The following is a 22849-nucleotide window of genomic DNA, read 5'->3' on the forward strand; positions in this document are numbered from 1 at the left end:
GCTAGAACACATTTATAATAAAAAACAGAGACACTACGAATATAGGTCTCTGTTTTTTACGCTTTAGAGGGTTATTTAACTATTAAAGATAGTTTCTTTTGATTATTTTGATAAGTCGCGGCCACGACTGGCTTCGATAGCCAAGCGCAACCCATTTAGACGGATAAAGCCTTCTGCATCTTTTTGATCGTAAGCACCAGCATCATCTTCAAAAGTTGCAATTTTTTCGTCAAATAACGAATCATCAGACTTACGACCAACGACGCTGACACTGCCTTTATACAGCTTCACACGTACCGTACCATTGACGTACTCTTGTGATTTGTCGATTAGCGCTTGTAGCATCATACGCTCAGGGCTGAACCAATAACCGTTATAGATGATTTTTGCGTAGCGCGGCATCAGCTCGTCTTTTAGATGGGCAGCTTCACGATCTAGCGTTAGTGATTCAATACCGCGATGCGCTTTTAACATGATCGTGCCAGCTGGCGTCTCGTAACAACCGCGTGACTTCATACCAACGTAACGGTTTTCTACAATATCCAAACGGCCGATACCATGTTTACCGCCAATCTCATTGAGCTTAATCATGACTTCGTAAGGCTTAAGGGCTTCACCATCGATAGCAACGATATCCCCTTTTTCATACTCAAGTTCTAAATACTGCGGCGCGTCAGGCGCTTCTTCTGGGCTCACTGACCAGCGCCACATATCATCTTCGGCTTCTGTATACGGCTCCTCTAACACACCGCCTTCATAAGAGATGTGCAAAAGGTTGGCATCCATCGAGTATGGTGACTTTGTCTTTTGATTGGCATAATCAATGGCAATGTCGTGCTCTTCGGCGTACTGCATCAAGCTCTCACGGCTAGATAAATCCCATTCACGCCATGGTGCAATCGTCACAACATCTGGAGACAAGGCAACCGCACCCAGCTCAAAACGTACTTGGTCATTACCTTTACCAGTCGCGCCATGGCTAATTGCATCAGCATTGTGTTCTTTGGCAATTTCAACCAAACGTTTGGCAATCAATGGTCGTGCAATAGAGGTGCCGAGTAGGTACTCGCCTTCATAAATAGCATTGGCACGGAACATTGGGAACACATAATCGCGAGCAAACTCTTCACGTAAGTCTTCGATATAGATGTTTTTGATACCCATCGCTTCAGCTTTAGCGCGTGCTGGCTCAACTTCCTCACCTTGACCGATGTCAGCTGTGAAAGTAATCACTTCAGCATCATAAGTTTCTTGCAGCCATTTAGCGATAATTGAGGTATCAAGGCCACCTGAATAGGCTAATACGATTTTATTAATATTTTTTGGGTCAAGCTGAGCCATGAACAACTCCTAATATAAGAATGTAGTTATCAGAAAAAACACTGACAATGAATCGAAGTTTAAATTGCTTAATCAGTGTACATCATATTCACAATTGGCAAAAGGACAACGACTTTGTAAGCGATGATTTATCAGATATATCTGTCATATCTGCTAGTAACGCTATCATGTTTAAAAAGCATCACTATTAATAGCAGATTACGCGGTTATATTCGGGCATATATTTAGTCCAGCGGTCAAATCTGCTATGATGGTTAAGGTTCATACAGCATTATAAATAAACAGGGTGATGAACACACAGCGTTGTGTAAAGCAGGCCATTTGATCACACGTTTTTATAGCTAAAATAATTGCACACAAGCTTTTGCTCAAATCAAAGTGGCCAGGTCACAACGTTTATACCTTAGTATGTTTATACCTTAGTATATTTTACACTCCCCTTTTTTCACTACCTCAAGACATAGAACACTATGACTCAAATTACTGATTCCATTAAAGAGCTAACCATTCTGCAGCCAGACGATTGGCATATTCATTTGCGTGATGATGACGCGCTAGCGACTACTGTAAAACACGCAGCTGCAAGTTTTAATCGCGTTATTTGTATGCCAAACTTGGTACCCCCAGTCAAAAACGTAGATGATGCCCGCGCTTATCGTGAGCGCATATTACAACACCTGCAAGCCAGTGACTTAGAGGCGGGACGCAAAGCTGCCTTTGATCCGCGAATGACTTTATATCTAACCAATCAAACCACTCCAAAAGATATCGAATTAGCTGCTCAGTCTGGTATCGTACAAGCAGTCAAGCTTTATCCTGCAGGGGCCACAACCAACTCTGCTGATGGGGTAACTGACATCAATGCTTGCGTTAATGTGTTTGAAGCCATGGAAAAGCACAATTTACCACTGCTATTACATGGCGAAGTGACGCACGATCATGTCGATATTTTTGACCGTGAAAAAAGATTTTTAGAGGAAGTGCTTGGACAAATTATTGCCAAATTTCCTACCCTTAGGATTGTGATGGAGCATATTACCACTAGTGACGCCGCTGACTTTGTCTTGGCTCAAGGCAATCAAGTAGCAGCTACGATTACCCCGCAGCATTTGATGTTCAACCGTAACCATCTCCTACTTGGCGGTATTAAACCGCACTTTTATTGTTTGCCTATTCTAAAACGTAAACAGCATCAAGAAGTACTGCTCAATGTGGCTACTAGTGGCAGTCCAAAGTTCTTTTTAGGAACGGACTCAGCGCCACATGCTAAGGATAAAAAAGAGGCTGCTTGCGGCTGTGCTGGTTGTTATAGCTCATCAATAGCCCTACCTTTATACGCAACCGCATTTGATAGTATTGGCAAAATTGACAAACTAGAAGGCTTTGCCAGTCGTTTTGGTGCTCAATTTTATGGCCTGCCAGTCAACGAAAACACTGTTACTCTAACCAACAACCCTATGCAAGTGCCGGCAGGTTACCCTTATTTTGATGGACAAACGCTTACCCCACTCATGGCTGGTGAGACGCTACCATGGTCTATCAAAGCTTAAACCGTACTTAAAACTCTTAATGCGACTGAGATGCTGTGAGTGTTCCATTACTATTACGTTAGTAGTATTGGACACTTTGAGCATGTCAATGTATTTATATCATCGATAAAAGTGACTTAACTTAATATGACCATTCAAAACGACGCTACCTTGTCTAATGATGATTCATTACACATTCAAACTAATAAGCCTTCATGTAATCATAAAGGTATAGACTTACCTACTGACTCTAATGCCAACCAAACCCATGAGGAGACCGAGCAAGACTTGGCTCCCATGACTATGAAAGAGCGCTTTCGTAAGTTTATACCCGTCATTGTAGATGTCGAGACGGCTGGATTTAATGCACAAACCGATGCGCTGCTTGAGATTGCCTGTATTCCAATTCTGTTAAACGAGCAGGAAGTATTCTATCCAGGAGAAGCGCTTAATGCTCATATTGAACCTTTTGAAGGAGCCAATTTGGAGCCACGCTCATTGGCCTTTACCGGTATTGATCCTAACAATCCTATGCGTAAAGCGATTGCAGAAGATGAAAAAACTGCCCTGCGTCGTATATTTAAAGGTTTAAAAGAAGTGCGCCGTGCTGAAGACTGTCGTCAATGTGTGCTAGTTGGTCACAATGCTCATTTTGACTTAGCATTCTTAAATGCCGCAGTCATGCGTACTAATAACAAAAACCATAATCCATTTCACCAGTTTTCAGTATTTGACACAGTCACTTTATCAGCGCTGGCTTTTGGTCAGACGGTACTTGCACGGGCTTGTAAAGCCGCAGGACTTGAGTTTGATGGCAATCATGCTCACTCAGCGCTCTATGATACCCAAAAGACTGCTGAGTTATTTTGCCATATTCTAAACCACTACCCTATGTTGCCAAATGCTTTACATACTGAGCAAACAGAGGTAGAGTTGAATGACAACGATGACGAATAAACAGTAACGGACGAATATTGTTACCTTTATGAGCCAGTGAGTTGATTTCAATATTTAGATGACTTTACCATCTTGATTTTATAATCCATAACAAAGGTAACTGTCTATTAAGGTTCATATATTTCACGGCATAAACACAATTGATAGGTTCACTTCTCTTTTTTATTCTTATCCATATCAATATAGAAATTTTCTATAGATGATCTAAGTTGCTCATATTCTATACCGCGTATGTGATACCTTATATAGGAACAACGGAGGGACTTTATAATGGATCCACAATTCAAATTATGGGCTACCATTCTTGGTTATATGTTATTGGCTGTGACTATTAGTGCTTGCACATCACTGTGGATTCGCCATCATTTAAAAAGTAAAGACTTGCATCCCCGCCGCGCTATCAAAAAAAGATATTTAATTTTAAAAAGACGAAGAAAAAGGCTTGACACAAAGCGTCGACGCCATTAAAATGTGCACCACTTCAGCATAAACGGTGAAAGCAGCTGAAGCGTAGTACCTAGTCCCCATCGTCTAGAGGCCTAGGACACCGCCCTTTCACGGCGGTAACGGGGGTTCGAATCCCCCTGGGGACGCCACATATTAAAACGCTATAGCAGTTAATTTAGCGTTTTTTAAGCCCATAAAATCTAATAGATTTTATGGGCTTTTTTTATGTCTATTTTTACCCTAATAGCTTTATTATTTTAGACATAAAACATAAAACATAAAACATAAAACATAAAACATAAAACATAAAACATAAAACATAAAACATAAAAAGCCAGCAGGACGCTGGCTCTTTGTAAAGCATTGAAGATTTATCTATTATTAGAATTTATCAGAGAGCATAAACCATAACAATGCCAATATAATAAGTGCACCCAATACAGTTTGGATTAGGAAAAAGGCTTGATGCTGCCCCACTACTTTCCCTAATGTCAGACCTAGTGCATTGTACTTAATCGGTTGAGCATCGATGTCGCCTGTTCCCTCTTGCTCTTTATAATAACCTTTTAAAATTTTCAAGAATTGCTTCCATTCATTAGGGGCCCAATTGTAGGGCTTAAAAGGCATAAGTGCCTTCGCTTTAGGATCGTTAACCATCCAACGTTCAAGGATGATGGAGCGTAACGACCAGCCAGTAAATCCGCGCTCACTAATCGCCGAAAAGTCTAGAGTCTGTATATCTTTATGTCTATCATCTAACAAAAGACGGTTTTTCAAGTTGGTTAATACTTGCTCCGTCCCTTCCACACACTGAAAAAAATAACCGTTGCCATAGCAGAGTACGCCAGTAATGTTATCGCTCTTATTATTCTTTATAGAAAATTCAGCGATATCATTTAGGGTACTCGCGCCTGATAATCCAGTAGAAGTAATTCGGCTAACATATACAAACTGATAGAGTTCTAATTCTTCTGATGTATTCATAGTAGTAACGTCTGACAATCAATTGCCCCTTAAAGTCAAGCGAATGAACGCCTATTATTTTTAAAATAAAAAAATATGATAAAAAACAAGACTTCATACATTGTCATAGTATTGATATTATAAGTTTTATTATTTATTGTATGAACTTGGTTACATAATAAGGCAGTTTGGTCAACTAAGCAACTTAATATGTAACATGGCAACAAAGAATTGTAACCAGACAATGTTCTGTATTTTGCTTTATATTCGCGAATGCAGATATATAGAGGGCTAAAGTCATTTAAGATCAAAAAAGAGGTAGAATAAAAACGTTCTACTTCATTCTCTTTGTTACTGCTCTATGCCGATAAATATTTATAACGACGAAAATGAGTATTATTAGAAAAGTCAGTAGCGTACTAAGATTGCTACTGATAGTCATAGTGATGTAAAAAGAAGGAGGGTATTAGTTTTGAGCAGTTAGGATAGCGGCTAGCAATATAATATCGTCAGGATAAGTAAGTTTGATGTTTTGACGACTGCCATCAACCAATCGAATAGGAAGGTTTAGATGCTCAAAAGCACTGGCTTCATCTGTAATCACCAGCTGATGTTCAGACACATAAGCCAATACTTGCTGCAATTGACCTATGCGAAATACTTGCGGCGTTTGCGCTTGCCACATATGACTACGATCAATCGTACGTTTGATGTAAGAGTGCTGATTGTTTGTACTTACAGGTCTATCTGTGGGTTCATATTGATCGTTAGAGTCAGTAGACACTTTAAGCGTATCAGCCACAGGAGTGGCTAGAATCGCGCCATAAGGCTCCAGCATTGCCGCTTCAATAACTTTATCAATATCAGAACGTGGTACAGCAGGACGCGCAGCGTCGTGAATAAGAACCAGATCTGAGTCCTTAGCACCCGCGTTAGCAATAGCCTCTACGCCTGCTTGTACTGACTGCCAACGCTCGTTGCCGCCTATAGCATAATCGATAGGAAGCGCAAAATCTAAAGTCTGTGCCGTGCTGTCATCTGCTGATATAACCAATAAGCACTTATCAATATAGGTACTACTAGCAAGCCTTGCAACGCTGTTTTGTAGTAGCGTCTGCCCTTGCAATTTTGTGTATTGTTTAGCGACAGATGCACCGAAACGGCTACCGCGACCTGCAGCGACAATCATCGCGTGTACACTAGGTTTGGTATTCATAACGTGCTACTCATGATTTAAGCCCATCACAACGTTGCTTAAAAAAGACAAAGCTTGAAAGTTACTAAAGAAATAAAGAGAATCGTCGTTATATAAGAAGGATTTGATGAAATATCAAAAAAGCTACTGACGACTATGAGTGTTGGGTGCAGTTGATACTTGTACAAAGGTCTCGTTTGGCTTAATTAAGCCTAGGTCTAAACGAGCATGCTCTTCAACTGCTTCAAGACCATTTTTTAGGTCATGTACATCAGTGCGTAACAAGTTATTTGCCGCCACTTGATTGTCGTTTAGGCGCTGCTGATCTTCAATTTGAGTAAGCAGTTTATTATGTTCAAATCGACCATTTTCACCCAACCAATACTGATATTGCAACCCTAACAGCACTGCCACAGCTAAAGCGAGTAATATAAATTGGCTGAAGTATTTCATAAAACAATAACGCCAAATAATCTAAAGAGGATAAAAGAAAGACTAACTAAGCTGACTAGACAATATATAAATTTCTATATACCGTCTAGCACTAACACTTAATATAGCTTTATAGCTTAAACATTAACCACGTAGACCGATGAACTCTTCACGGCCACGATAGCTTGCGCGTACTTGTTGCTCGATACGTAATAGCTGGTTGTATTTTGCTACGCGATCTGAACGACACAATGAGCCTGTTTTGATTTGTCCTGCCGCTGTACCTACTGCCAAATCTGCAATGGTGCTGTCTTCAGTTTCACCTGAACGATGCGAGATAATCGTTGCGTAACCGTTTTTCTTCGCCAGATAAATTGCATCTAGAGTTTCTGATAACGTACCGATTTGATTAAATTTAATCAAAATTGCATTGGCGATATTTTTATCAATACCTTCTTGCAAGATGGCAGGATTGGTCACAAACAAGTCATCTCCGACCAACTGAACCTTATCACCGATTTGCTCAGTCAAATATTTCCAGCCATCCCAATCAGACTCATCAAGACCGTCTTCGATAGAGATAATCGGATACTGGCGCGCCAACCCTACTAGATAATCTGAAAAACCTTGGCTATCAAAGGCTTTATTGCCCTCGCCTGCTAAGACGTATTGACCATTTTTATAAAACTCAGTAGCGGCGCAATCCAAAGCTAAATGAATGTCGTCACCAGCCTTATAACCAACTTGCTCGATCGCTTGCATGATGACAGTGATGGCTTCTTCGTTGCTACGTAAATTCGGTGCAAAGCCGCCTTCGTCACCGACCGCTGTATTTAGACCTTGTGATTTTAGGACAGATTTTAAGCTATGGAAAATCTCAGTGCCAGCGCGCAATGCTTCTGAGAAGCTTGTAAAACCAACTGGCTCAATCATAAACTCTTGGATATCAACTGTGTTATCCGCGTGCTCACCACCGTTTAAGATGTTCATCATCGGTACAGGCATCGTTAAAGAAGTCTGATTCCGCAAGTCAGCGATGTATTGATGCAATGGCAAATTTTGTGATTTAGCAGCAGCTTTAGCAGTTGCTAGAGAGACGGCCAACATGGCATTAGCGCCTAGATTGTCTTTGTTTTCTGTCCCATCTAGCGCAATCATCGCATCATCGATGCTTTGCTGCTCAGTGACATCTTTGTCCATTAATGCACTACGAATTTGACTGTTGACATTGGCAACGGCTTTTTTGACGCCTTTACCCATGTAGCGATCTTTGTCGCCATCACGTAGCTCAAGCGCCTCACGTGAGCCAGTTGATGCGCCACTTGGAGCAGCAGCACGGCCAACAGTGCCATCAGCCAAGATAACATCGGCTTCAATCGTTGGGTTACCGCGCGAGTCTAAAATCTCACGAGCGCGAATGTCTTTAATTGCGGTGACGTTGGTAATTTCTTCAGCGTACATAATGTCTGTTAATTCCTTTGGTCATGCCAAGTTTGTGGGATAAAAAACGGCAACTAGAATACAAAAAATAAAGAAAAATATCTGATAGCTCATGCATTTGCAACAATGATAAACCATCATACAACCAGCTGTTTTTGAAAGTCATTGAAGGTCTATTCGTTACAATAATACTCGGCTATAGTGCTTGGCATCATAGCATATATTTAGTTAAACTTCCCTTATCTTACACCAACTGGCGTCCATAAAACCAAACATTTATATAACGCTTGGCATCATTGTCTCGTTTAAGTGCATATATTATTAAAAAAATATATTATTTACGTTTTTGCTGGGTTCTGGCTGTTCATATTAGACGCAGATACGGTGTTATTCAGTTCAACCTTTGTCTTAAATTGTGTTAATCGTAGCGCATTCATTAATACTGAAATAGAGCTCAGCGCCATAGCAGCAGCAGCGATCATAGGGTTTAAAAAACCAAAAGCGGCAAGCGGTATACCTAAGCAATTATAAATAAAGGCAAAAAACAAGTTTTGTTTGATATTGCGTAAGGTTGCTTGAGCGATCTTTTGCGCAGCGTCAATATGCATGAGCGACTCGCCCATCAAACGTGCAGACGCACTATGCTGAGCCACATCTGTTCCCTCAAACATGGCAAAACTGGCGTCAGCGGTTGCCATCGCTGGTGCATCATTAACCCCATCTCCTGCCATCGCCACTTTATGACCCGCCGTTTGCAGTACAGCAATTTGGCTGGCTTTATCACGAGGACTCATCTTGCCATAAGCTTGCCCAATACCCAGCTGTCCTGCCACATGATCGACGACAGACTGTTTATCACCACTCATCAAAATAACATTGATACCAGCATCTTGTAGTGCAGTAATAGCCTGCGGAGTATCCGTCTTTAGATCATCAGCAAGGGCAAAGGCGCCTAAGGGTTCATCATTAATACTGACAGCAACCGTACTGGCGATTTGCCACACTTTTGGCATCAGCTTAGGTAAATTTAGACTGGCAAACTCTGCCGTACCGACTTTAACCAAACCAAGACCTTCTATATTTGCTTGTATACCAGCACCTCTAATGACGCTAATATCAGTGACCGTCAACAACGACAGCTTGCGCGCTTTTGCTGCATTGATAAGCGCCGTTGCCAGCGGATGACTGGCATGTGCTTCAACACTTGCAGCAATTTGCAACACATCATCTATTGGTAAAGATTTATCGACCATCACTTGATCAACGATCGTCGGTTTGCCAACAGTTAAGGTACCGGTTTTATCCAAAACGACAGTATCAATATTACCTGCTGCCTCAAGGCTTTGCGCGTCTTTAAACCAGACACCATGACGCGCAGCGACACCCATACCTGCCATAATAGCCGCCGGCGTCGCCAAACCAAGGGCACAGGGACACGCAATCACCAATACTGAAACTGCATGCATTAAGGCCGTATCGATCGCACCGGTCAGCCACCATGTCAGCGCAAAGGTGACGATAGCAATGGCCACAACAACTGGGACAAATACTGCTGTTACTCTATCAGCCAGACGCGCCAAATTGGCTTTGGAGCCTTGCGCATCGCTAAGCGCTTGCACCATATCACCAAGTTTGGTATCGCTACCTTTTGCACTGACGCGGTATAATAAGCTACCATTCTCGACCAAAGCGCCTGCAAGCAGCTCACCTCCTTCTTCTTTTTTTAGGGGCACAGACTCGCCAGTTAAATGACTCTCAACGCACCAGCCACTACCATCAATGACCACGCCATCGGTGGCAACGCGACTGCCTTGTTTGGCACGCAGGATATCTCCGACCTGCACGTCTTGCAGTGCGACATTGTGAAAGTCGCCATTTGACTGTTGTTGTTCGACTTCATCTGGCGTCAATGACAACAATAGATCGATACTATTAAGACTATGCTTTTTGGTACGTTCCTCTAAATACTTACCCGTGCGGACAAAAGCAATGACCATCACCCCTGCTTCAAAATATACAGCTGGTCCGTGTCCACTACCATGACCGCTTTGCAATAGACTGTTTAACGTACCATCGCCATGCGTGAGCCATAGATACGTTGAATATGCCCAAATAGTGACCGTACCAATGACCACCAGCACATCCATATTGGCAAGACCGCCCTTGATGGACGCCCAAGCACTTTTATAAAACGGCAACGCCAAGCCAAATTGTACAATGGTTGCAAGGATAAATTGAATCCAAACAGGCGGCATCCACGCCATACTCTGTCCAAAGAGCATCCCCGCCATACCGACCAAAAAAGGCACCAAGCAGACCCATAGCGCAATCAATCGCCATGGATACTCTGTCGCGGTGTCTGTATCCGTCTTGGCAAACAATCTATCTCCTGCCTGCACGTTTGCGACAAAACCTGTTTTACTTACCCACTCTGTGATTTGTTCAGGCGTCGTCTGCGCTGGATCATAATCGACATTGGCAGTCTCACCTGCGAAGTTGACATTCACCTCATAAACTGAGGACTTCTTGTTAAGGACTTTCTCGATTCTAGATGCGCAGGCCTGACATGTCATACCATCAATGGCTAGTTGCAAGTGCGCACGCTGAGGCTCAAGCAGCGTATTGGACTGAATGTCAGTATCGACATCATAGGATTGGTCATCGGCAGTACGGATAGAATCATTCATAAATAAAACTCGTTACAATGTTTATGGAGAGCGTTTATAGAGCATTTATAGATTGTTATGAGCTATAAAAAAGGCTAACTGTTATGCAAAACTTTAAGCGTATCAGGTAGCTTAATCAGTCTGGTAGTTTAACTGGGTCTCAGCATAGATATCTGATCTGTAGCCCCGAATAACCTACATATTATTATACTAAAATACATATTGATATACATAGTAGATGGTTGTGGTCACTAACATTTCAAGGGCATTCAATTAAACAGCATGAACATAGATGATAGATAAATCATAGTGACCAGCTACAAATTATAATCGTTAAAAACTACTAAAAAGATAATAAACGACCATTAAAAAAACCAGCTATGATAGCTGGTTTTTCTGTAGAAAAAAACTTAAGAGTTGGCGACTGTGGCATCAAATCCTGCCTCATCGATAGCAGACGCAATAGCCTCTGCGCTGGTCTTACTATCGTCGAAAGTCACCGTTGCTAGATTGTCAGCAAGATCGACAGAAATAGTGTCTATACCATCAATACTGTCAGTCGCAGTATGCACACTTGCCACACAACCGCCGCAAGTCATACCGTCGATTTTGATAATACGTGTTTGGCTTGCCATGTTGAGCTCCTTATTATTATAAATTAATGAATTGCTTGTATGAAAATCTAGTAATTAACTATTAAAGACTTATCAAAACAACGTTCGACTAGCATAAGCCGAATCATCGTTAACAACAACACCTTTTGGTTATCACTTTATTAAAGAATAATAGCTTTTTGCTAACATGATAAGGTTATTTAATTATCATAATTTGGATTTTGCGGTGCATCAATAGGATATGGCTGGGTCACATAATCGACCGTACTAATCGCAGCTGTTAGGGCGTGAATACTGGTATCGGTATCATCGTAGCGCACGGTTGCGATGCTACTCGCTGCATCAAGATCTATCGCAGTGACCCCTGTGATGTTCTTTAACGCTATCATGACACTGTCTAATCCTTCAGCGTCATCGATATTCTCAATACTCACTTGTGCTGTCTGAATCGCCATTGTGCTGCCCTCTTTGTTACTTATCCATTAATGAGTATCTAACACCTCAAAGCTTTTTACTAAATCATCCACTTGCTTTAACTGACGCAAAAATGGCTCTAATTGACTGGTTCTCAAGGCGCATGGCCCATCACACTTTGCCGTTTCTGGGTTTGGATGCGCCTCTAAAAATAGCCCTGCTAGTCCGGTTGCCATACCAGCACGTGCAAGGGTTGTGATTTGCTCACGGCGTCCGCCTGCACTGTCACTACGTGCCCCTGGCTGCTGTAGACTGTGGGTCACATCAAAAAACACTGGTATATTCATCTGCTTCATCGTATCGAACCCGAGCATATCGACGACCAGGTTATTATAACCAAAAGCACTACCACGCTCACATAGAATAAGTTTATCGTTACCTCCTTCAAGACATTTATTAACGATATGACGCATCTCATGCGGCGCTAAAAACTGCGCTTTTTTGATATTAATAATCGCATCAGTCTTTGCCATCGCATGCACTAAGTCAGTCTGACGCGATAAAAACGCCGGTAACTGAATAATATCGGCAACCTCAGCGACGGGTGCTGCTTGATACGGCTCGTGCACATCAGTGATGATCGGTACTTGAAACTTTTCTTTAATTTGACCGAGCCAATCGATACCTTGTTCCAATCCAGGCCCACGATATGAGTGTAAGCTTGAACGGTTGGCTTTATCAAAGCTGGCCTTAAATACATAGCCAATCCCTAAACGCTGGCATATCTCGACATACTGCTCAGCAATCTCAAATGCCAACTCTTTAGACTCCAAGACGTTCATACCGCCAAACAACACAAACGGCTGATCGTTACCAATATTAATCGTATTATTGTTAGGAGTAGTAAGCTGAATATGCGATTGAGCTGTAGATAAATTATCCATGAAACAGTGATCCTCTTTATAGTTATCGATATCTCTATCCGCTATTGTAACCGATGGCTCAATTAAAAAAAGTATCTAAGCGTAATTAGAGGCCACAGACAAATGGTAGATGGACAGATACAAATATTGTGAAAGTTCAGCCAACTATCAGCTCATAAAAAAAGACCAATCCGAAGATCAGTCTTTTAATTAATATAATAGCTGTAACAAAAGCCTAAAACCCTATTTAGCTTCGCTATAGTTCTTCGCAGCTTTCACAAAGCTGTTGAACAGTGGATGACCACCGCGTGGCGAGCTGGTAAATTCGGGGTGGAACTGTACCGCGATAAACCAAGGATGATCGCTAATCTCAACCGACTCGACCAGATGCTGCTTGGCTGAATAACCTGATATAGTCATGCCTGATTGCTCTAATGGCTCGATATAACGGTTATTCATCTCATAACGATGACGATGACGCTCTGTGATATTACTAGCACCATAGATTTGGCTTAATTTGCTACCAGAAACCAGTTCAGCTTGCTGTGCACCCAGACGCATCGTCCCACCAAGATCTGAATCATCGCTGCGAATCTGTAACTCGCCGCGCTCATCTAACCACTCAGTAATCAGACCAATGATAGGCTCTGCAGTCTTGCGATCAAATTCAGAAGAGTTAGCATCAATTTTGATTACATTACGAGCATACTCAATCACTGCCAGCTGCATACCAAGGCAGATGCCTAGATATGGGACGTTGTTTTCACGAGCATAGGTGATGGCTTGTATTTTGCCATTCGTACCACGCTCTCCAAAACCACCTGGCACTAAGATGGCATCAGCATCATTTAACTGTGTCAGTAAGCTCTCATCATCTTCTAAATGCTCAGCATCAATGTAGTTGATTTTGACATCTGCTTTATGAGTAATACCAGCGTGTAGCAATGCTTCGTTGATAGACTTATAAGCATCAGGCAATTCGACATATTTACCCACCATTGCTACTGTAACAGTCGATTCAGGGTTTAGCTGAGCCTCAACCACCTTGTCCCAATCGCTCAGATCCGCTTCAGGTACATCAAGACCAAAACGCTCACAAATCAAATCATCAAGGTCTTGCTCATGAAGGGTACGCGGTATCTGATAGATACTTTGGGCATCTTCACACATAATGACCGCACGCTCTTCGACGTTGGTAAATAGTGCAATCTTACGGCGGTTGTCTTGAGAGATATGATGGTCAGAGCGGCAAATCAAAATATCAGGCTGCAACCCAATAGAGCGCAGCTCTTTCACTGAATGCTGAGTGGGTTTGGTTTTGGTTTCACCTGCACTGGCAATATAGGGCACGAGCGTTAAATGCATTAGCATGGCGCGATTACGACCAAGCTCTACTTGCATCTGACGTACCGCTTCCATAAAGGGCAGTGATTCGATATCACCGACCGTACCGCCAATCTCGATAATAGCGATATCATAGCCTTCGCCACTGGCTAGAATCTTACTTTTAATCTCATCAGTGATATGCGGAATCACCTGTACCGTACCACCAAGATACTCACCGCGGCGCTCTTTATTCAGCACGTTTTGATAGATGCGACCACTGGTAAAGTTGTTGCTCTTACTCATCTTAGAATGACGTAAAAAACGCTCATAATAGCCTAAATCTAAATCTGTCTCCGCCCCATCTTCAGTGACGAAAACTTCACCATGCTGGAACGGGCTCATCGTCCCTGGATCAACGTTTATATACGGATCCATCTTGGTCATGGTTACACTCACACCGCGCGCTTCTAATATCGCGGCAAGGGAAGCTGCGGTAATACCTTTCCCTAGTGAGGACACTACCCCACCGGTCACAAATATAAACTTGGTCATAGTACTCTATCGGTAATTGGTAAAAGAGGATTTTACTAAAAATACGCCATAAAATATAGGGTAAAAACTCAAAGTCTCTTAAACTCTTAGGTTTTACTGGCTGTTACCCTATTAAAGTTGGCACAACGAAAAAACCCACCCCGAAGGATGAGTCCTTTAACATTATATAGTTATGATGTTTAGCTATCACTTGGACGATTTTACAATACAGACTACTTAGATAAAAGCCACTAGAACAGATATTCCAAACCGCCACCAACGGCGAAGACCTTAATATCTGCGACAGAGTTGGTAGGATCTAAAGGACTGGTATAATCGGCTGAGTTTTGACCAACATAAGCGTGAGCGATCACATTATCTTTCAACTCGTATTCACCGCCCAATACAATCTGATCCGAATTATTATTGTCGATACCGTTTAGATTGTCTGTTTTGTTATATTGAAGATAGACAGAAGCTGGGTGAGCAAAGTTCTCTAATGCCATTTTGCCACTAACTATCAGGCCTTTTTCTTTATGAGAGCCTACAAAGTCATAGTCAGCTTGCTGATATACTGCCCCTAAGGTTAAGGGAGTTGACATATCTATATATTCATCTAAATCGACGGTTATCGTACCGCGAAAGGCATCACCGCCATAATTTATAAGACCTTCAGCATTATCATCAGTGACAAAGTCTAAGGTATTGATACTACCACTTGCCTCGATATCCTTACTATAAGCGATCGCAGCAGTGTAACTATTTTTATCTAGCTTGAGTGCAGCCCCATAGCCATCTTTGTCTTTGTTGTCATCAGAACCCTCATCAGCCACATACTGCACTACCAGCTGCAAGTCTTTATATTCAGGGGCAATCCACAACACCGAGCTATCAGAGCGCGTGTAGTCAAGCATATTTAGTGCAGCAACTCCGCCATTGTCATTCAGGGTTCTTTTCCCTAGATTATCCCAGTAAGCTCTTGCAACCATCGGATCGTACACATACCCTAATACAGAGGTATTACGGCCAACGCGAAACTCGCCGTAGTCTTTATTTACTAGACCTAGATAAGTATCACGACTTGTAAAAGTATTACTGTCATCGCCATCGATATCAATGCCATACTCTAATCGATATATTACATCAGTATTTGCAGTAATCGCTTCAGAACCTCTGAGACCTAGTCGTGAAAAGTTTGAGTTAATTTGTACTGAGTCCACATCAGAGTCCTCAGGGGCATCATCTACACGATTAGTGTAATCCGCCTCGTCATTAATATAATCAGTGGTCAAGAATGCTTTGCCATAGATTTCTGGGGCTGCTTGCGCAACTGGTACAGATACAATAGCAATCGCTGATGTTAAAAGGAGTTTTTTCATCATAAATATTCACTCTAATACTTGGTCATTCATTAAGCAGGGTATTAAATGCACAAAGCCTAGAATGGCCTTGCGTTTTTACGTTTTTTTCTGTCTGTTCTAAAGCAAAATTAACACAACAAAAAAACCCACCCCGAAGGATGAGTTTTTTAGAAGCAAATTCTAGTTCATACTAGAATAAGTATTCTAGACCAGTACCAACTACGATTACTTCCGCGTCACCTCTTGGTGCAACTTCAAGTTCAGCTGGATTATATGGTACGTTATCAGCTTTATTCATACCAGCATAGGCATGAGCGATGATGTTATCTTTATAGAAGTATTTACCACCAACAACAATCTGATCTGAATCAGCATTATCAAAGCCGCCTAGGTTTGACGTATTGTTGTATTGCGTGTATACAGACGCTGGACGAGCAAAGTTAGTTAAGCCCATTTCAGCACTGATTACAAAGCCTTTTTCTTTTGATTCGCCGCCATCGTAATCACCTACTTGGTATAAGGCACCTAGATTGACTGGATAAGCCATGTACTTACCTAGATCTACAGTTGCTGTACCGCGGATGATGTCACCGTCGATGTTTTGATCTTTGTCATAAGCAATACCAGCGGTAAAACCAGTACCTTGATCAAATAGCGCTGCTACACCAAAACCTTCGTTATCATTGCCATTTGCATCGTCAGAGCTGTACATAGCAGACAGTTGTACTGGTAGACCTTCATACTTTGGTGCAGTCCAGATAACTGAACTATTGATACGACCACTATCAGCCATATTTAACGCTTCAACAACCTCACTTTCATTTTGAGTTTGACCTAAGTTATCCCAGTAACCTTGGTTCACTACAACGTTGTCAATACGCGCTAGGCTAGATTGGTTTTTACCAACACGGAACTCACCAAATTGCTTGTTGACCACACCAAGATAGGTATCACGGTTAGTGAAGGTAGCATTATCACCATCAATACTTGTGCCATACTCTAACCGATAGATCACATCAGTATTCGCAGTCATGGCTTCAGAACCTTTAAGGCCAATACGTGAAGCATGAGAGTTAATCTCTAACGTATCTTCGTCGTACATGTTACCAGAAGGACCATCAAACTCAGCGTTTTCGTAGTCAGCGGCTAAAAAAGCTTTACCATATAGAGTTGGTGCGGCATTAGCTGCAGATACAGATAGAGCAGCAACTGCTGAAGCTAAAAGTAGTTTTTTCATGGGTGTATCTCCACTTTACAATTTTAGTAATGAGCGAGCTGTTATTAGCTAATGCTCAAAAAGGTATCGTCACAAATCCTCAAAGATATAATGTGTAACTGGCTACCGAGATTAGTCAGAAACAAGTGTGGCGAAGTTCTATTACCGTAAGATGAAAAAAACCATGACTTACATAACTGATACTAACCGCGTAACCACTATGTAAACTTAGGTCTTTAACGCTCTAGTGTGTAACATCCGTTACCAAACTCATACTTCGCCTATAAGCATAACAACTCTGACATAATTTGCAACATCTTTTTTACTGCTTAATCACAGAATGTTGCTCAAATATTTATAGCACAAAATTCGAGAATTATTTAGTAACAACAAATGAATATTCATAAAAAAACCACCAGCCTTTGAAAAGACTAGTGGTCATGCTTATAACCATGATTAGCAAAGCTACTTATTGACAGCCTAATAACCTCTAAAAACCTTTCAAAACACCCTAAAAAATATTCTTAATTTTTATAAAAATAGTGAGTATTTTGATAAAGAATGTTCCGTTATAGAGTAAATAATGGCCAATTTTGCTATTTTTTGCTATTTAATGAGGTTATACGTTGGCTTTTAGGTCCAAACGAGCTTGATGCAATAATGGCTCGGTATAGCCACTTGGCTGCTCGCGTCCTTTGAATACAAGATCACATGCCGCTTTAAATGCGTAAGAATCTTCAAAGTTAGGAGCCATTGGCTGATAATCTGGGTCATCTGCATTTTGCTCGTCCACAACTTTTGCCATGTGTTTCATCGCATTCATCACTTGCTCTTCGCTGACGATATCATGATGTAACCAGTTGGTGATGTGTTGACTTGAGATGCGTAAAGTAGCACGATCTTCCATTAGACCCACATCATTGATATCTGGCACTTTAGAGCAGCCAACGCCTTGGTTTACCCAGCGTACGACATACCCTAAGATACCCTGAGCGTTGTTCTCAAGCTCTTGTTGCTTCTCTTCTTCTGTCCAGTTGGTATCTTTGGCCAATGGAATGGTCAAGATATCATCTAAGCTTGCACGCTGGCGCGATTTTAGACTGTCTTGGACATCAGCGACGCTTACTTGATGATAGTGCATGCTATGCAAGGTTGCGCCAGTTGGAGACGGAACCCATGCAGTATTAGCACCCGCTTTTGGATGCGCCGCCTTGGTATCCATCATCTCTTTCATTTCATCAGGCTTTGCCCACATGCCTTTACCAATCTGAGCATGACCTTGCAGACCTGTCTCTAGCCCGATATCAACGTTCCATTGCTCATAGGCTGGCTGCCACGCTTGTGACTTCATCTCGCTTTTAGGGACGAATGCTCCTGCATTCATGCTGGTATGCATCTCGTCACCCGTACGATCCAAGAAGCCTGTATTGATAAAGATAACGCGCTCTTTGGCTTGACGAATCGCTTCTTTTAAGTTGACCGTCATACGGCGCTCTTCATCCATAATACCGATTTTAATAGTATTGCGCTCTAAGCCTAACAAGTCTTCTGAGGCGTTAAACAGGTCATTGGCCATTTTGACTTCATCAGGACCATGCATTTTTGGCTTGACGATATACATTGAGCCTGTGCGCGAGTTTGACAGCTGATTTCTGCCCTTGATGTCATTTAAAGACAATAACGGCGTGATTAAACCATCCATTAACCCTTCAAATATCTCTTCAGACCCCTCGCCTAAGTCGACTAAAATGGCAGGGTTTTGCATTAAATGACCGACATTACGAATAAGCAGCAGTGAGCGACCTGGTAGGATCAGCTTACCGCCCTCTGGCGTGGTATATTCACGGTCTGGGTTTTGTTTGCGCGTACGAGTCTTACCGCCTTTTTCAAAGGTTTCTTGTAAGTCGCCATTCATAAGACCAAACCAATTACGATACACCTCGACTTTTTCTTCTGCATCGACAGCAGCGATGGAGTCTTCGCAGTCTTGAATAGCGGTAATGGCAGACTCTAGCAGTACGTCTTTAATATATGCAGGATCGTCTTTGCCTACTGGATGACTGCCATCGATCTGAATCTCTACGTGTAAATTGTTATTTTTTAACAAAACACCTGATGGACTGTCAGCCTCACCAACGTAACCGACGAATTTTGCTGGATCTTGCAATTGCGTACTGCTCTCACCCATCGCAACTTGAAGGTTGCCATCGACTATTTTGAATCCTGTGACATCACTATAAGAACCGGATGCCAATGCAAAATTATCATCTAAGAAGTCTTTGGCATAAGCGACGACTGCAGCGCCGCGAGTAGGATTGTAACCACCTGTGGCTTCTTGGCCATTGTCGTCACTAATCACATCAGTGCCGTACAACGCATCATAGAGACTCCCCCAACGTGCGTTAGTAGCATTTAGTGCATAACGAGCATTACGTACAGGTACAACCAGCTGTGGCCCTGCAATATGAGCAATCTCGTCATCGACGTTTTGGGTGCTTACTTTAAAGTCTTCGCCTTCTGGTAATAGATAACCGATCTCTTTTAAAAAAGCTTTATAAGTAGGATAGTCAATCTCACCATCTTTAGCAGGATGGTCCAAATGCCATTGATCAATCTGACTTTGCATTTTGTCACGGATAGCTAGTAGCTCTTTATTACGCGGAGTAAACTCTTTGACAACCTTTTCAAAACCTGACCAATAACTATCCGAATCAACGCCAACTTTAGGTAGTACTTCATTTTCAATAAAGTCGTACATCTCCTGGTCGATTGCGAGAATACCTTTTTGGATACGATTAGAGTGAGAAGTCTGGTTCATAGTGGTGTCCTTATCTGTGGATGATGGAATTCAATGATGATTTATTATAATAGCGGTTACGCTTGAGAGATGTTTAGCACCTAATATCTGATTCAGATATGAATACTGTGCTAAGTAAGTATTATAGAGCTTGCTATAAACAATATAGCTTGGTCATGCCCAACTAATAACAGTTAAGGTAGCGCTACCTATATAGTAGTGCTGACAGTCAATGTTAGAGTAAAGTGTCTCTAAGATAAAATATTATCCTACTATCAAATAGTGAAATAAACAATAACGAGACATTCACCAAATAAATATTTGAGTTGTATAAGAATGATACTGTAGAGGACATAAGCCTTAGACGCTATAGCTGATACTACTCAAGAAGATGACTCAAGGGTAAGTATAAACTGTAAGCAATAATTACAAAATAAAATCTTAGTGTTATTAGGCTTAGCAGCCTTGCTATTTGCGTTAGGGGTTAGTGGTTCATGTAAGGACAGCCTACTGTTATACTATGCGCGCCAGCAGGTTGAATCGCTGATTTTTTATGCATGCTTAGTGCTAGCTATAATAGCGCTAACTACAGTCAGTTCAAAATAAAATTGAGATGTTAATAGCCAGTAATCGAGAACCTCATGAGTGATGTACCAAATAATATAGACAATGATATTTTGCAGGACCCTGATAATCAAAACGACGATAGTATTGATGTGACTCAACTACGAACACCTATAAAGGTAGATCTGTCCCCTATTTACGAATTCTTGGGTAGTCGAACCACACAAAGTTGGGTAGACGCTGCCATCACGAACTTGCCACTTATCATTCAAGACCATGCCAACTGCGAAAAAAAAGCAGCAGGGACTGCCATGAACTTGTTGTTTCGCTACGAGTTTTCTTATGATTTACAGCGTAAATTGGCACAGCTGATACGTGAGGAGATGCTGCACTACGAGCAAGTACTGGGTATTATGAATGAGCGTGGTCAAGACTGGATATATCTTAGTGCTGGCCGTTATGCTAAAGGTCTGTTAAAGCATAAACGTACCTATGAGCCAGCTGCTATGGTAGACGTATTGATCATTGGCGCATTTATAGAAGCGCGCTCTTGTGAGCGTTTTGCTGCTCTTGCTGAGGTCATTAACGATGAACGCTTGGCCAAATACTATCGTTATTTACTTAAATCAGAAAGCCGTCACTTCGAGGACTATCTGGCCCTCGCACAGTCATTATGTGATGACAATATCGATGAACGTGTGGCATTATTTAGAGACGTAGAAGCAGAGTTAATATCTAGTCCAGACACTGAGCTACGCTTTCATAGCGGTGTACCGATACCATAACGGAACGGCCTATAAAATATGGTCCTATAGATATAGCAAAAAGGTACTATTGCTGATCAAAGTTATCACTTGATTGGCGATAGTACCTTTTTACTTTGGTCTATTATTTACTTGCTTTACCTTTATAGCTTGTAAAAAAGACGCTATTTGTCATCTTCCATGAGTGGACTATCGTATTGCTTGGCATCTTTTGCAATATGGTGCGGATCATGATCCTCACTCTTTCGCTCAGCAGCAGCTGGATTCGCTTTTTGCAGCGCATCATCAGGTACGATACCTTTATTGTCGTCTGCATCTTTCAACTCGTAGTCTTTATTAACATCATTATCTTTGGGAGTACTCATTAGTCTTCCTTTTTATTATGAACATCTAAGTTATATCCAGACCACTATATGTAGCACTTGTAAATATAATCGATACCAAATAAAATCGATACGTTGTAACGTAATGCGCAACTGGTGTATCGTTTTTATAGCGAATTGACTATACAACGAATATTGCCAATTATCATTGCACTCATTGACAGTTTTTATCGAATTGAATTCTTTTCATCTGGATTTAAAGTACGAGATTGTGCATTGGCGATACTCGCATAGCGGTTTTCATCAGTGACCTCTTCGCTTTTAGGCGCTGTACTACCAACTGTTTCTTCATTAACGTTTTCATCAAATGCTGTACTGCCTTCTTGATCACGTCGATCAGGCTGGCGTGCTGGATTGTCACCATCATTTACATGCTCTGAGTGAACCACCTCTTCACCAAAGGTATCAGTCCCTTTATTGACTGAGGTAGTGGCCTCAATTTCATCACGACTGTCATGAAATTCTTTTTCGTTAGCCTTGGCTGATTCTTCTGACAATGGCTGATTGTTCATATTATCGCTGTCTAAATCATTACGCTCTACATCGTTATTACGTAAATCAGTATTAGCTGAATCATCATCTGTCATGAGTGTCTTTGTCAGTGCAGGATCTTTCGTTTCCATGAGTTTTTCCTTATATCTTTATTATAAATACATTAAATCGGTCAAACGATAATTGTAGGACTAACAATGATCTACGGATTATTCTTTTGACTTAAATCGTAAGCGTTTAGGTCACCAACGTTCTTGCCTCCTGGAGGTAAGTCTTCTTCTTTACGAGGATCGACATATACTTCATCTGTTTCCTGAGACGCTTGCTCTGGCCCATCTATATTTGGCTCATGCTTACGCCCTTCATAACTGTCTTTGGGATTCTCAGAACGTACGGTCGCAGGATCATTCATCGGCACCGCTTTTTCGTTGTTTGGATCAGTATTGTTTGGCATGAAATGTCCTTTATATTTACAATTTAAAAATATCCTTAAG

19 protein-coding genes and 1 tRNA gene are annotated in these 22849 nt (G+C 41.6%); 4 read left to right on the forward strand and 16 right to left on the reverse strand.

What is annotated here, in order from left to right; all coding sequences use genetic code 11:
• Positions 1 to 102 precede the first annotated feature (102 nt).
• The gene (locus tag ACS8FC_RS03710) at positions 103 to 1341 is read right to left on the reverse strand and encodes an argininosuccinate synthase (RefSeq protein WP_299217041.1); all 1239 of its coding nucleotides are present in this window, start codon (positions 1339 to 1341) and stop codon (positions 103 to 105) included.
• A gap of 470 nt (positions 1342 to 1811) precedes the next feature.
• On the opposite strand from ACS8FC_RS03710, the gene pyrC reads away from it, so the two are divergent.
• The 3 genes from pyrC to ACS8FC_RS03725 all read left to right on the forward strand — a co-directional run bounded on the left by pyrC (position 1812) and on the right by ACS8FC_RS03725 (position 4423).
• Complete coding sequence (gene pyrC, locus ACS8FC_RS03715) at positions 1812 to 2891, forward strand: dihydroorotase (protein ID WP_439260425.1); 1080 nt, start codon at positions 1812 to 1814, stop codon at positions 2889 to 2891.
• Positions 2892 to 3167: 276 nt separating this feature from the next.
• Complete coding sequence (rnt, locus tag ACS8FC_RS03720) at positions 3168 to 3827, forward strand: ribonuclease T (protein WP_439260819.1); 660 nt, start codon at positions 3168 to 3170, stop codon at positions 3825 to 3827.
• 520 nt (positions 3828 to 4347) lie between these two features.
• Positions 4348 to 4423 (forward strand) — tRNA-Glu (locus ACS8FC_RS03725).
• A gap of 232 nt (positions 4424 to 4655) precedes the next feature.
• On the opposite strand, the gene ACS8FC_RS03730 is transcribed toward ACS8FC_RS03725, so the two are convergent.
• From ACS8FC_RS03730 to ACS8FC_RS03785, 12 genes are all read right to left on the reverse strand, one after another.
• Positions 4656 to 5276: a BLUF domain-containing protein gene (locus ACS8FC_RS03730; RefSeq protein WP_439260424.1), complete on the reverse strand. Its 621-nt coding sequence runs from the start codon at positions 5274 to 5276 to the stop codon at positions 4656 to 4658.
• A gap of 427 nt (positions 5277 to 5703) precedes the next feature.
• Positions 5704 to 6453 carry a 2-C-methyl-D-erythritol 4-phosphate cytidylyltransferase gene (ispD, locus tag ACS8FC_RS03735; protein ID WP_439295903.1) on the reverse strand — a complete coding sequence of 250 codons (750 nt, stop codon included), beginning with the start codon at positions 6451 to 6453 and terminating at the stop codon, positions 5704 to 5706.
• A 123-nt stretch (positions 6454 to 6576) separates the two neighbouring features.
• Entirely contained in the window at positions 6577 to 6885 is a 309-nt protein-coding gene (locus ACS8FC_RS03740) for an FtsB family cell division protein (RefSeq protein ID WP_299217052.1), read from the reverse strand.
• A 123-nt stretch (positions 6886 to 7008) separates the two neighbouring features.
• Complete coding sequence (gene eno / locus ACS8FC_RS03745; RefSeq protein WP_439295904.1) at positions 7009 to 8325, reverse strand: phosphopyruvate hydratase; 1317 nt, start codon at positions 8323 to 8325, stop codon at positions 7009 to 7011.
• Between the two features lie 317 nt (positions 8326 to 8642).
• Positions 8643 to 10991 carry a heavy metal translocating P-type ATPase gene (locus ACS8FC_RS03750; protein WP_439295905.1) on the reverse strand — a complete coding sequence of 783 codons (2349 nt, stop codon included), beginning with the start codon at positions 10989 to 10991 and terminating at the stop codon, positions 8643 to 8645.
• Positions 10992 to 11380: 389 nt separating this feature from the next.
• Positions 11381 to 11605: a heavy-metal-associated domain-containing protein gene (locus ACS8FC_RS03755; RefSeq protein ID WP_058369205.1), complete on the reverse strand. Its 225-nt coding sequence runs from the start codon at positions 11603 to 11605 to the stop codon at positions 11381 to 11383.
• 179 nt (positions 11606 to 11784) lie between these two features.
• On the reverse strand, positions 11785 to 12039 hold the full coding sequence (locus tag ACS8FC_RS03760; RefSeq protein ID WP_439260417.1) for a heavy-metal-associated domain-containing protein: 255 nt from the start codon (positions 12037 to 12039) through the stop codon (positions 11785 to 11787).
• 27 nt (positions 12040 to 12066) lie between these two features.
• Positions 12067 to 12942, reverse strand: coding sequence for a 3-deoxy-8-phosphooctulonate synthase (gene kdsA, locus ACS8FC_RS03765; RefSeq protein WP_439260416.1), 876 nt, complete (start codon positions 12940 to 12942; stop codon positions 12067 to 12069).
• Positions 12943 to 13164: 222 nt separating this feature from the next.
• Positions 13165 to 14799, reverse strand: coding sequence for a CTP synthase (locus ACS8FC_RS03770; RefSeq protein WP_058369208.1), 1635 nt, complete (start codon positions 14797 to 14799; stop codon positions 13165 to 13167).
• Positions 14800 to 15029: 230 nt separating this feature from the next.
• Complete coding sequence (locus ACS8FC_RS03775; protein ID WP_439295906.1) at positions 15030 to 16160, reverse strand: porin; 1131 nt, start codon at positions 16158 to 16160, stop codon at positions 15030 to 15032.
• Between the two features lie 169 nt (positions 16161 to 16329).
• Entirely contained in the window at positions 16330 to 17376 is a 1047-nt protein-coding gene (locus tag ACS8FC_RS03780) for a porin (RefSeq protein ID WP_439295907.1), read from the reverse strand.
• 598 nt (positions 17377 to 17974) lie between these two features.
• Positions 17975 to 20173: a malate synthase G gene (locus ACS8FC_RS03785; RefSeq protein WP_439295908.1), complete on the reverse strand. Its 2199-nt coding sequence runs from the start codon at positions 20171 to 20173 to the stop codon at positions 17975 to 17977.
• Between the two features lie 620 nt (positions 20174 to 20793).
• Here ACS8FC_RS03785 and ACS8FC_RS03790 point away from each other — a divergent pair.
• Positions 20794 to 21501, forward strand: coding sequence for a MiaE family protein (locus ACS8FC_RS03790; protein ID WP_439295909.1), 708 nt, complete (start codon positions 20794 to 20796; stop codon positions 21499 to 21501).
• Between the two features lie 143 nt (positions 21502 to 21644).
• Here ACS8FC_RS03790 and ACS8FC_RS03795 read toward each other — a convergent pair whose 3' ends face one another.
• The 3 genes from ACS8FC_RS03795 to ACS8FC_RS03805 all read right to left on the reverse strand — a co-directional run bounded on the left by ACS8FC_RS03795 (position 21645) and on the right by ACS8FC_RS03805 (position 22809).
• Entirely contained in the window at positions 21645 to 21845 is a 201-nt protein-coding gene (locus ACS8FC_RS03795; protein WP_439261650.1) for a hypothetical protein, read from the reverse strand.
• Positions 21846 to 22030: 185 nt separating this feature from the next.
• Positions 22031 to 22486, reverse strand: a complete 456-nt coding sequence (locus tag ACS8FC_RS03800) for a hypothetical protein (RefSeq protein ID WP_439261651.1) — start codon at positions 22484 to 22486, stop codon at positions 22031 to 22033.
• Between the two features lie 71 nt (positions 22487 to 22557).
• A complete protein-coding gene (locus tag ACS8FC_RS03805; protein ID WP_439295910.1) occupies positions 22558 to 22809 on the reverse strand; it encodes a hypothetical protein in 252 nt (83 codons plus the stop codon).
• Between the last annotated feature and the right edge of the window lie 40 nt (positions 22810 to 22849).

The sequence above is a fragment of the Psychrobacter sp. 1Y4 genome (genome assembly GCF_051847555.1).